Annotated in this window: 10 protein-coding genes; 1 reads left to right on the top strand and 9 read right to left on the bottom strand. The window is 66.9% G+C overall.

Features of this window, described 5'->3' with window-relative positions; genetic code table 11:
- Positions 1-28: 28 nt before the first annotated feature.
- From KY501_RS30465 to KY501_RS30440, 6 genes are all read right to left on the bottom strand, one after another.
- Entirely contained in the window at positions 29-826 is a 798-nt protein-coding gene (locus KY501_RS30465) for an alpha/beta fold hydrolase (protein ID WP_224367119.1), read from the bottom strand.
- 244 nt (positions 827-1,070) lie between these two features.
- Positions 1,071-1,763: a hypothetical protein gene (locus KY501_RS30460; RefSeq protein WP_224367117.1), complete on the bottom strand. Its 693-nt coding sequence runs from the start codon at positions 1,761-1,763 to the stop codon at positions 1,071-1,073.
- 16 nt (positions 1,764-1,779) lie between these two features.
- Positions 1,780-4,854: a TonB-dependent receptor gene (locus KY501_RS30455; RefSeq protein WP_224367116.1), complete on the bottom strand. Its 3,075-nt coding sequence runs from the start codon at positions 4,852-4,854 to the stop codon at positions 1,780-1,782.
- A 278-nt stretch (positions 4,855-5,132) separates the two neighbouring features.
- The gene (gene mrtX, locus KY501_RS30450) at positions 5,133-5,858 is read right to left on the bottom strand and encodes a myxosortase MrtX (RefSeq protein WP_224367114.1); all 726 of its coding nucleotides are present in this window, start codon (positions 5,856-5,858) and stop codon (positions 5,133-5,135) included.
- Positions 5,855-6,460, bottom strand: a complete 606-nt coding sequence (locus KY501_RS30445) for an MXAN_2756 family trypsin-like serine endoprotease (RefSeq protein ID WP_224367112.1) — start codon at positions 6,458-6,460, stop codon at positions 5,855-5,857. The genes mrtX and KY501_RS30445 overlap by 4 nt, the downstream gene beginning before the upstream one ends.
- Positions 6,461-6,507: 47 nt before the next feature.
- A complete protein-coding gene (locus KY501_RS30440) occupies positions 6,508-6,897 on the bottom strand; it encodes a hypothetical protein (protein WP_224367110.1) in 390 nt (129 codons plus the stop codon).
- 83 nt (positions 6,898-6,980) lie between these two features.
- On the opposite strand from KY501_RS30440, the gene KY501_RS30435 reads away from it, so the two are divergent.
- Entirely contained in the window at positions 6,981-7,895 is a 915-nt protein-coding gene (locus KY501_RS30435) for an efflux RND transporter periplasmic adaptor subunit (protein WP_224367109.1), read from the top strand.
- A gap of 9 nt (positions 7,896-7,904) precedes the next feature.
- Here the strand turns inward: KY501_RS30435 and KY501_RS30430 are convergent, their stop codons facing one another.
- The 3 genes from KY501_RS30430 to KY501_RS30420 form a co-directional block, all read right to left on the bottom strand.
- Positions 7,905-10,163 carry a peptidase domain-containing ABC transporter gene (locus tag KY501_RS30430; protein WP_373691660.1) on the bottom strand — a complete coding sequence of 753 codons (2,259 nt, stop codon included), beginning with the start codon at positions 10,161-10,163 and terminating at the stop codon, positions 7,905-7,907.
- Positions 10,153-11,103, bottom strand: a complete 951-nt coding sequence (locus KY501_RS30425) for an efflux RND transporter periplasmic adaptor subunit (protein WP_224367106.1) — start codon at positions 11,101-11,103, stop codon at positions 10,153-10,155. Before KY501_RS30425 ends, KY501_RS30430 begins: the two co-directional genes overlap by 11 nt.
- Positions 11,104-11,278: 175 nt before the next feature.
- A complete protein-coding gene (locus tag KY501_RS30420) occupies positions 11,279-11,440 on the bottom strand; it encodes a hypothetical protein (protein WP_224367104.1) in 162 nt (53 codons plus the stop codon).
- Positions 11,441-11,567: the final 127 nt, after the last annotated feature.

Below are 11,567 nucleotides of genomic sequence, written 5' to 3'. Positions count from 1 at the left end.
GGTCGTGTTTCCAAGATGCGACCGCGGCCTAGGAGAGGAAGCTGCGCATGGCGGCGATGGTTTCTTCCGGCGCGCTCAGGTGGGGGCAGTGTCCCGTGGCCTTCAGCTTCACCAGCTCGCTGTCCCGCATGTGGCGGTGCAGGTACTCGCCGACCACCTCCGGGGCGATCAGATCCTGCGAGCACTGCAGCAGCAGCGAGGGTGTCTTCACCTTGGGCAGGTCGGCCCGGTTGTCCGAGAGGAAGGTGACGCGCGCGAAGTGCTTGGCGATCTCGGGATCGGTGCGGCAGAAGCTGTTGGTGAGCTCCTGGCCCAGCTCCGGCCGGTCCGGGTTGCCCATGATGACGGGCGCCATGGAGCTGGACCAGCCCAGGTAGTTGCTGTCGAGCGACTCGAGCAGCCCGTCGATGTCCCCACGGCTGAAGCCACCGACGTAATCCCCATCATTCACATAGCAGGGCGAGGGGCCAATCAAGACGAGCTTGTCGAAGCGCGCGGGCTCCTCGAGGGCGGCCAGCACCCCGATCATGGCGCTCACCGAGTGCCCCACGAAGATGGCCCGGTTCAAAGACAGCTCACGGCAGATCTCCAGCACGTCGCTGGCATAGCCCTTCAAGGTTCCGTATTTGTTGCGATTGTAGGCAGAGGTGTCGGAATGCCCGGCCCCCACGTGATCGAACAGGACAATGCGGTACCGGTCCTGGAACGCGGGGGTGATGAACCGCCACATGTTCTGATCACACCCATACCCGTGGGCGAAGATCATGGCCTGGCTGCCAGCTCCCAGCACCTTGACGTTGTTCCTCTCGAGCGCGGCCCCAGGCATGACGAAGACCCCAGATGGTGTATCGCGGTGGCTGTAGCACCACCGGCGGACACCTCAGCCTAGGGGCAAAAATCTCGATTTCAAGGGTTTGTTCACGCTCGGTGAAGAGGCAGGCCAGCAATCAGGACGTGCGTTGTCGGATACCGGATGTCGCTGGAGCAGACGTCCTCCATGGAACAAAGGACGCTGAGACAGGGCCCGAGACTCGGTGCTGCGACGAGTCCGGGTCCTGGTCTCGTGTGGCTCACTCCTCGTGGATGAGTGAGGGCGGCTCACCCTGGAGCACACAGAGGTTGGTCGCCACGTCGCAGGTGGTGGGGAAGGCCGGATCAATGGACAGGCCAGGCTGAGGCAGCTGGCAGATGGTGGGGTCGCGCACCGGCTTGTTGTCCACGGTCTTCTCGCACTTGATGGCGGGGAACATGCCCACGGCGGTGTACTTCGCCGTGCAGTCGTTCTCCGTGTACGTGAGGTCCGCGATCCACTGGGTTCCAGGGATGGCGGACGAGCCCTGCACGCGCACGTTGCTGAACTGGTAGCGGACGTCCAGCGTGGAGCCGTCAGTCTGGGTGAGGCGCTGGCGGGCCTCGCTCATGGTGGGCACCACGCACAGCTCCTCCTCCTTGCTGGGGTACTCGGTGGTGAAGTCCCCGGAGGCGATGGCCGGGTTGGCGGTGTCCTTGCCGGTGGCCAGCCGCTCGGGCTTGAAGTCCAGCGAGGGGGGAATGCCCGAGCCCGGCGTGCGGAAGATCTGCGCGCCCAGCTTCTCGGCCGTCTTGGTGGCGCAGGGGCCGTCGCCCGCGACGAGGACGTAGCGCACGGCGTGCTCTCCTCGGCCGATGGTGCACTGGGGCAGGGGCTCGGAGTTGTCGCAGGCGCTCAGCAGCGCCGCGCACCCCAGGGGGAGGATCCAGGTGAAGGCGGAATGGGTCTTCATGGAGAGTGGGCTCCGCTTAGAACGAGAGGCGCGCGCCGAACCGGATGCTGCGAGGCGTCTGGTACGCGGTGGGCTTGCCGAAGTTGGGGTTGACGATGACGTCGCGGGTGGTGCCGCGGACCTTCAGGTTGGCCAGGTCCTCCTTCGTTCCGCCGATGATGGCGTCCACCGTCTCGGCGGTGTAGCGCTGATCCACGGCGGTGAACTGCTGGAAGTTGAAGAGGTTGAACACGTCCACGCTGAGGCTGGCGACCATGTCCTTGCTCAGCCGGTAGTTGGCCGCCAGGCGCGTGTCGATGTTGTGCACGAAGGGCAGCCGGCCCCCGGCGCCGCGCGGGAGGATGAAGGTGAAGTCCGGGCCGTAGATGTAGTGGTTGCCGGTGACGTTGATGGGCGCGCCCGAGGTGCCCCGGTAGGACAAGCCCAGGTTGAGGCTGATCTGGCCGGTGATGGGCAGCTCCTTGGCGCCGTAGAGCTTCACCGAGTGGGTGTGATCCAGCAGCAGCAGGCCCATCTTGTTCTCGGTGAGGGAGATCAGGTCGAAGTCCGAGGTGACGTTGGGCGCCAGCTGCAGGTTCTCCGGGCGGAAGAGGCCCGAGTAGTTGCCCCACAGGCGAGACCACGTGTAGCTGGCCTGCACCAGCCACAGATCCGAGAAGGCCTTGTTGAGCTGCAGGGTGACGGCGTCGTAGTTGCGCACGGGCTTGGGGAACTCGGAGGCGATGCCGCGGCCCGGGTTGCCGATGAAGTAGTTCGTCGCCTCGTTGCGCGACATGTCCTCGATGACCTGGTTCATGTCCCGGTGCGTGTACGAGAGCCCCAGCGTGGCGCTGGCGAACAGCTCGTAGTCACCGCCCACCACGAACTCGTCCGAGGACTGCGGCTCCAGATCCGGATCCACGGGGCTGTTGATGGCGAACGTCTGGCTGTACTTGGGGCTCAGCAGGTTGGCGTTGGTGCTGGGGATGACGTTGCCGTCGTTGCGGCACTCGGAGTAGGGCGCCGCCTGCGTGAGCGGATCGCACCCGGGCGCATCTCCCTGGGCGGCGCGGCGGCGCGTGGCCTGGATGCGGGTGATGTTGGAGAACTGCGAGTTGACCATGGCCAGCACCGCGTTCTGGTAGTAGCGCGCGAAGCTGGCGTAGAGCTTGGAACGGCCCTGCTGGGTGAAGTCGTAGATGACGCCGACGCGCGGCGAGAGCTGGTTGCCCAGCTTGAAGGCCAGATCCCCGCCGGTGCCGTAGATGCTCTGCGTGTCGTAGCGCAGGCCGGCGTTGAGGGTGACCTTGTCCATGATGCTCCACGAGTCCTGCAGGAAGCCGCCGATGGCCAGCGCGCGGGTGGAGGGATTCACCGCGGGCTGGATCACCACCTCGTCAGGCCCGGTGAGGTAGCCGAAGGCGCGGAAGTCCGTGAAGGACTGGCCGTTGGTGGCCTCGCGGTAGAAGACCAGGCCGGAGTAGCCGCGGGTGTCCTTGTTCTTCATCAGCTCCGTGTCGAAACCCGCCTTGATGACGTGGTGGCCCAGGGCGCTGAGCAGCGCGGTGCCCACGATGTTGCCCTGGTAGCGCTCCACGACGCGGTCCTGCAGGAAGCCGGGGCCTCCCAGGAAGTAGTCGTTCACCGGGCACTTCACGGCGTTCAACGTCCCGGCCGGGTCGCACACGGACGGATCCGGCAGCTGCTCGAAGTCATTGATGGAGTAGAAGTACGGCAGGCTGCGCGAAGGGTTGGTCGGGTCCGCCCGTGCGGAGCGCAGCATCTCGAACTGGGGCACGCCCGCCAGGCCATCCGTGCTGCCAATGTCCGAGCCGTCCGAGGGCAGGGTGGCGTCGCGCTGGTGGTGCCAGCCCACGGTGGTGTCCAGCAGGAACTTCTTGTCCAGGAAGGAGGAGGCCAGCTTGAGGGAGATGTCGCGCGAGCTCGTCTCCACGCGGTGCGCCAGCGCGGAGTAGGTACCGGACAGATCGGCCACCTCCACGGCGTTGTCGTCCACGCGGAAGGCATACTTGCCGTCGCCGCCCGAGGTGCTCGGGGCGCCGTACACGGAGAGGGTGAGGGTGTGGTCCGCGGCGGCCTGCCACGTGAGCTTGCCGATGTACTGCACCTGGCGCTGGTCCACGAAGTAGTTCTGGGTGGTGCCGGGGATGCGCTCGGTGGCGTTGAAGCCGGCCTCGTTCTTCACGTTGTTGCCTTTGTCATCGAGCACGAAGGCGTTCAGGTTGCGCTCGAGCTGCCGGCGGGTGAACGAGGGCGCCACGCCCACGTAGAACCAGAGCTTGTCCTTGATGATGGGGCCGCCCAGGTCTCCACCGAAGTCACCCAGGTTCCACAATTGCTGGTTGGTGGTGATGGTACTTCCAGCGCGGATGACTTCGTGCGGAGTGCCCTCGAGGCTGCCCGGGGTGAGGTTGGTGAAGAGCGAGCCGCGGAACTCGTTGGAGCCGGACTTGGTCACGGCCGTGACGACGCCGCCCGTGGAGCGGCCGAACTCGGGCATGAAGCCACCGGTGATGACGTTCACCTCCTGGATGAACTCCACGGAGATGGGCGAGCCGAGCGTACCGGTGGAGGGGTTGCCCGTGGCCAGGCCGTCCACCAGGAAGCCGTTCTCCGGGGACGTGGTGCCGTTGAGGGACACGCCGTACGCGTCCGAGTTGGCGCCGGGGGCCAGCTCCGCGAGGCTCTCGAAGGAGCGCGCCGCGCTGCCCTTGGAGCCCGGGCGGATGACGGCGATGTTGCGCACCACGTCCGTGTCCACGTTCACGCCCGTGCGCGTGGAGCCCACGTCGATGGCGGGCGGCGTGCCGGAGATCTCGATCGTCGTCTGGAACTCGTCCGGGAGGATCTGCGCGTTGAGGCGGATGGTGCGGTTGAGGCGCAGGGTGATCTCCGTGCGCGAGTAGGGCTGGAAGCTCTCCTTCTCGAACCGCAGCGTGTACACGCCCGGAGGAAGTTGGGGGATGCGGTAGGTACCGGTGGCGTCGGTGACGGCGATCTCTTCGCCTTGCAGGGCGTTGGAAGTCGCGGTGACGACCACGTCAGCAACGGGCTTCTGGTTGCTGGCATCCACCACGGTGCCTGTGATCACGGAAGCGTTCTGCTGAGCCTGGGCGGAATGCGCCCACAAGGCGGTGCACAACGCGAGCCCCACGGCCAGGACGCGTGCCTGACTTCTCTCGAGACGATTCACTGGGAGTTCCCCTCCGGACGGGGCCCTGACGCACTGCGCAGAGCACCCGGGTTTCCCAGCTATACTCCAATTTTCTGAATATTTGTGAACACTTGATCTTGTGGACCTCGCGGGGAGGTTTCCAGAGGGGAGACCTGCCAGGCTGGGTCATCCGAGCCTCGTTTGAGCGCCGAGTATCAGACGCCGCCGAAGAACGAGACCTCGAGGATGTGCACGAAGAGGTTGCAAGCGGCGTGGAAGAGGGCCGAGCCGACGACGGTGCCCGAGCGCTCCCGCATCCACCCGAAGATGAGCGCGGGGAAGAAGACGGACAGGCGCCAGGCCTGGAAGATGGCCAGGTGGCCCAGGGCGAAGAGCAACGCCGTGAGCCAGAAGGCGGGCCCCAGCCGCGCGCCCAGCACCTGGCGCCCTTGTGGCCACGCATCTCGCAGCCGGCTCTGCATGTAGCCCCGGTAGAAGAACTCCTCGGGCAACGCCACGACGAACAGTTGGTCGACGACCCACTCGGCGAAGCGCGGGGGCAGGCGGAACGAGAAGTGCCCGATGCCTGTGTGCGGCGTGAGGAGCCGGGCCAGCCCCGGAGGCAGGTGGGGGATGAGCTCCACCCAGACGTAGAAGCCGGCGAAGAACAGTGGGCCGACGATGAGGCAGAGCGTGAGGAACAACCTCAGGTCCTGGCGCCAGGCCCTCAGCGTGAGGCCGTAGTCGCGATAGTCCTCGTTCCTCCAGCGCATGGGGATGAGCGGCAGGTAGAGGAAGCCCACCGTGGCCACCAGCTTGGGGATGCTGCTGCCTCCGAAGAGCACGAACGAGACGATGATGCCCAGGAAGCCCACGGCCCACAGGACGACCACTTCCTGGACCGCGGAGAGCCGAGAGGGTTGAGCGGTGGTGGAGCTCATGGGCTCTCCGCCGCGGAGGCGAGCTGGAGCTTTACGGCTGCCAGAGGCAGGGCCCGGCACCCCGTGGGCCGGCGCTGCACCACGACGGCGACGAGCCGCCCCTGTGTGTCGAAGAGGGGAGTGCCCGGGGTGAAGGGCAGGTCCACGTCCACGAAGGGCTCCTGCTTCGCGCTGTGGGCCACGGCGGTGAACGGCTGGGACGGCCGCTTGCCCTTTCCCTTCACCACGCCGATGAGCCACTGCCCGTTCAGCCCATCAGGCAGCACCTTCACCGGCACGGATGGATAGGTTCCATTGGGAGCGGCGATGACGGCGACCTTCAGGGCCGCGTTGGCGAGCACCACCGAGGCCGGCAGCCGCTTGCCTTCGATCTCCACCTCGGTGCTCTCCAGGCTCACGTGATCGACAGCGGTGAGCACCTGCCCCTGGCTGCCCACGATGACACCCGGCCCTCCGCGGCGTGGGGCGACCACGCGCACCACGGAGCGCTCATGCAGCTCCAGCGCCTTCTGCATGTCCGCGCGCGTGGGTTTGTCGGGGCCCGAGGCGTGGGCCGCGAATCCGGTACAGAGGAAGAGGAGGACAAGGAGGCGAGTCGTCACCGCGGCCGCGAGGCTATCACCGGGGCACGAGGTGCCAAGTAGGTGCCTCAAGCCCGGGTCGGCTTGAACTGCCTGGCCAACTGCTCCCAACCTCCGGGCGGCTCGGGAATCCCCATGGCCATGAGCGTTTCACGGGCGCGCTCGGTGAGGCCGGGCTCGGGGTTGACGTCCGGGTTCCACTTCTCCACCAGGGCCTGGAACTCGCGCACCATCGGCTCGGCGTCCGCCAGGGACTTGTTGCCGCTCTGGGCCGTCTGCAACACCTCTCCCGCATCCAGGAAGCGCTGGATGCTGCGCAGGAGCTCCTGACGGAAGTCGCGGGGAGTGCGGCCCTGCAGGCCCTGTTTGAGCGTCGGCGCCGCGGCGATGACGCCGATGGCCTTCATGCAATCGGTGATGGTGGTGACGACCTCCTGAAGCTGCTTCTTGTCGATCACTCGTGCTCCCCTGGGCCAAGAGGTACTGCGGGCGCATTCAGTATAGCTGCTCGCGGTCCGGCGCGAGGGGCGTGGGCTCTCTCATGACGTGGTATCGTGCACCCATGCCGCACTCCTGGAAGCCCCTCGGTCGTCGCTCGCTTGTTGCGGGTCTGCTGCTGCTCGGGCCAGCAACGGCGCCGGCGGGGCTTCCCTCCGAGGCCGGGACCGTGGCCTCGGTCCGGAGCCTCGTCGGAGTGGTGGTCGCGGCCCGGACGTTGGACCTCGCCCCCCGCGTCGAAGGACGGCTGGAGGTGATGCGCGTCCGCCTGGGAGACCGGGTAGCCGCCAACCAGGAGGTGGCGACGCTGGAGCGGCAGCCCCTCTCCATCGAGCTGGCCGCCCGTCAGGCAGGTGTGAAGGCGGCGGAGGCCGAATACTCCCGGAACCAGATCCTCCTCACCCAGGCAAAGCAGCGGCTGGAGCGAGAGCACCGCGTGAAGGAGTACTCCGCAGCCGAGGCCGTGGAGACCGCCGAGAATCAGGTCGCCCTGTCCACCTCGGACGTGGCGCTGGCCCAGGCGCACGTGTCCCAGGCCCAGGCCCAGCTCGACCAGGTGGTGATCCAACTGGAGAACACCCGGGTCCGGGCGCCGTTCGCCGCCTTCGTCTCGGAGATCTTCATCTATCCCGGAGCTCAGGTCAGTCAGGCCACGCCGGTGGTCCGACTGGTGAGCGAGGAGCTGCGGTTGCGCGTGGCCATTCCCGCTTCCATGGCCTCGCTTGCTCGTCCTGGTGCCGAGATCCAGGCCCGGTTGGAGGCCCTGAACCTCGTGGTGACGGGCGTGTTGGAGAGCGTCTCCCCGGAACTCGATCCGGCCTCGCGGCATCTCAAGGCCGAGGCCCGGTTGGAGATCCCCGCCGCGCACCGGGGCCGCATCCCCACGGGGCTGCTGGCGGAGGTGGAGTTCCGGGGGAGCCCTCCGGCCGTGTCCAGCGGTACTCCCGCGACTCCCTGAGTCAGCGCGTCAACTGGCCTTGCTGGCCTGCGCCGCGGGCACGCTGTCAGCTCCGTCCTGGGAGGAGAACAGCTCGTAGTAGTAGCCCCGGCGGGCCATCAGCTCCGGGTGGGTGCCGCGCTCCACCAGCTTGCCCTGATCCATCACGAGGATGAGATCCGCGTCGCGCAGGGTCGTCAGCCGGTGGGCGATGACGACGCGCGTGCAGCTCAACTGGGCAATGGCCTCCTGCACCGCGCGCTCCGTCTTCGCATCCAGGGAGTTGGTGGCCTCGTCCAGCAGCAGGATCGCCGGCTCGTTCACCAGGGCGCGGGCAATGGCGATGCGCTGGCGCTGGCCTCCCGAGAGCGAGGCGCCCATGTCGCTCAGCACGGTGTCGTACTTCATGGGCATGGCCATGATGTCGTCGTGCACGTGGGCGCGGAAGGAGGCCTTGATGATCTTGTCGATCGGCAGGGTGGCGTCCGCGTAGGCGATGTTGTGGCGGATGTCTCCGCGGAAGAGCGAAGGGTTCTGCAGCACCACGCCCATCTGCCGCCGCATCTCCTGCAGGTCCATCTCCGCCAGCGGCACGTTGTCGTAGCGGATGGAGCCGGAGCTGGGCAGGTACAGACCGAGCATCAGGTGGGCCAGGCTGGACTTGCCCGCGCCCGAGCGGCCGACGATGGCCACGAACTGGCCCGGCGCGATGCTCACCGACACGTTCTGGACCACCATGGGCGCGTTGACGCCGTACTGGAAGGAGACGTTCTCCACCTGGATGCTGCCCTCCAGCTTGTGCGGCAGCTTCCGGGTATTGGGCGGCTGCTCGCGCGGGGCCTCGAGCACGTCGTCCACGCGGTCCAGGTAGCTCTTCACCAGCTCCAACTGGAAGGCGGTGGTGACCAGGTTGGTGATGGGGGTGAGGAAGCCCACGGCCAGCGAGTTGAGCGCCAGCATCTCGCCCAGGCTCAAGTCCCGGCGCAGCACCATCACGGTCCCCATCACCAGGATGGCCAGCGGCGAGGCCATGCGCAGCGTGTTGGTGATGGACTCGGTCAGCGCCTGAAGCCGCCCGCGATCCAGCGACACGTTGAGCACGTCCACGAAGAGGTTGGACCAGTGCTGCACGGCCCGGTTCTCCACGCCCATGGCCTTGAGGGTCTGGATGCCGGTGAACAGCTCCACCTCGTAGTTCTGCGAGCTGGCCGTCACCTCGAGGTTCTTGGCCATCAGGTCCCGCTGCGTCTTGCGCGAGAACAGGTAGACGAGCACCTGCAGCACGGCCAGCCCCAGGGACAGCAGGGCCATCTGCCAACTGCCGACGAACAGCAGGCCCAGGTAGAGCAGCACCAGGCTGCCATCCAGCAGCGTGGACAGCGCCCCCGAGGTGAGGATCTCCCGCAGCGCGGTGTTGCTGTTGAGGCGGTTGATCAGATCGCCCGCCGAGCGCAGTTGGAAGAAGGAGAAGGGCAGGTGGACCAGGTGGTCCAGGAAGCCCAGCGTCATGCGCGCGTCCAGGTGCGTGCGCATGTGCAGCAGCAGGTGCGAGCGGACCAGCAGGGACAGGAGCTGGAAGAGGGCCAGCGCTCCCATGCCGATGGAGAGGATGACGAGCAGGTCCTCGTCCCCGGTGGGCACCACGCGGTCCACCACCGTCCCGGTGATCGACGGCAGCGCCAGGGCGAACACCTGCAGCAGCAGGGAGATCACCGCCACCCGGAGCAGGGTGGGCTTCTCCTTGAGCAGCAGCTTCAGGTAGCGGTGCGTGCCCCGGGTGACCCCGCCCGTCTGGAAGGTCTCGCTGGGCTCGAAGAGCACCGCCACGCCGGTGAAGGACTTGCGGAACTGCTCAATCGGCACCCGGCGGGGACCGAAGGCCGGGTCCACCACGTCCACGCCCTTGTTCGTCACCCGCTCGAAGACGACGAAGTGGCGGAACTCCCAGTGGAGCACGGCGCCCTGATCGAGCAGGTGCAGCTCGTCGATGTCGACCTTGACGGCCCGCCCGAGCAGCTCGCATCGCCTGCCGGCCTCCAGCAGGGCCCGCGCGGACACGCCGTGTGAGCTCACCCCGGTGGCTATCCGCGCCTCCTCCAGGCTCACCTTGCGGCCGTGGAAGCCGAGCACCATGGCCAGGCACGCGGCGGCGCAGTCCACCGCGGACAGTTGGGCGATATAGGGGATGTTCCGACGGCGGAAGCTCTCGCCCAGCCGTTGCAGGGCCGGGAAGCGCTCGAAGAAGGAGGTGGTCGACTCCTCTGGGGGCGGGGCCTCGTCAGCCACGATCGCCTCTCAGGTAGTCCAGGATGGGCAGCAGCGTCATCCACCCGTTGCGCGAGCGCACCTTCACGCGGACGGTGCCGGGCATGCCGGTGTAGTAGTGGTACGTGCGCTTGTCCGAGACGAACTCGCTGGAGGGCAGCCGCGCCTCCACCACCACCACGGGGCCCTGGAGCGTCACCACGTCTCCGAGATCCGGCCCCAGGTAGCGCCGCACCTCCGCCGGTCCCACCAACTCGTCACTGATGGAGGCCACCTCGAGATCGCGGAACTGGTAGGGGAAGCCCTCCAACTCCAGGCGGAAGGCCTGCCCGGGCTTGATCATCGGCCGGTAGCGCCCCGGTACGAGCCCCAGCGCCCAGGACTCCGCGCCCTCTCGCATCACCGACACGACCACTTCGCCCTGGCCGATGAACTGGCCCTCGCGCACGCGCACGTCGTTGACGATCCCCTCGAAGGGCGCCTTGAGCGAGCGCTCGGCCAAGCGCGCCTGGCTCTGATCGAGCTGCGTGCGCATGGAGGACACCACCTGTTGGGCCGCGCCGTTGAGCGGCGTGAGCAGCGTGGTGGCCAGCAGCGCGCGGAACTCCTGCTCCAGCCGCTCGCGATCTCCCAGCTCCTGGCTGGAGTACAGCTCCACCAGCGTCTCGCCCGCCTTGACGTGCTGGCCTCGCTGCACCAGCACCCGGCTCACCCGGCCTCCCGCGGTGGAGGCCACGTCCTCCAGGCCCTTGACCTGGATCAGGACCGAGCCCTGGGCGTACTCGTTGATGTCCACCACCGCGAGTCCCACCCCCGCCACCACCGCGGCCAGGACGATGATCCAGTACGTGGTGCGGGCCCAGAAGGGAGTGATCTGCAACAGGCTGCCCCGTGCCTCGGGCCGAGCATGGTGCGCCAGCGCTTCCTGGCGAAACAGTGGCTGGGGAGCGTCCTGTTGACTCATGCTCGCTGATTCACTCGCGGAGAGCGGGGACGATACTTCCGGCAGAGGGGTGGAGCAAATCGAGGCAGGCACTCGTGCGTGACGCCTTGCCCCCAAAAAAAACGAGGACCCTCCGAAGAGGACCCTCGCCAGCGTCCAGGCGCTCGAGCGAGCGCCTGATGCGCTGGATCAGCGACTAGACGCTGATGCCGACGCCGACGGAGACCTCGACGGGGCCAACGCCGACGCCGACGGATACCTCAACAGACGAGGCCAAACCGCCGACGACGTTGTCCAGCTCCTGATCGTTGATCGTGCGCAAGGCCTCCTTGCGCATACCCAGCTTGTTGTTCTTCATGGGGGTACTCCTGTGGTTGGTTGGGGCCACACTGTGAGTCCAGGTAGGAAAACCGTCTTACCGTGTAATCACAGCAAATGCAGTTTACCTGTAATTTGCTCACAGTCAAACATTTTTAATGAGTACA

Source organism: Hyalangium versicolor (assembly GCF_020103695.1).
In the GTDB taxonomy this organism is placed as follows: domain Bacteria; phylum Myxococcota; class Myxococcia; order Myxococcales; family Myxococcaceae; genus Hyalangium; species Hyalangium versicolor.
This window is presented reverse-complemented; position numbering and strand designations above follow the sequence as displayed.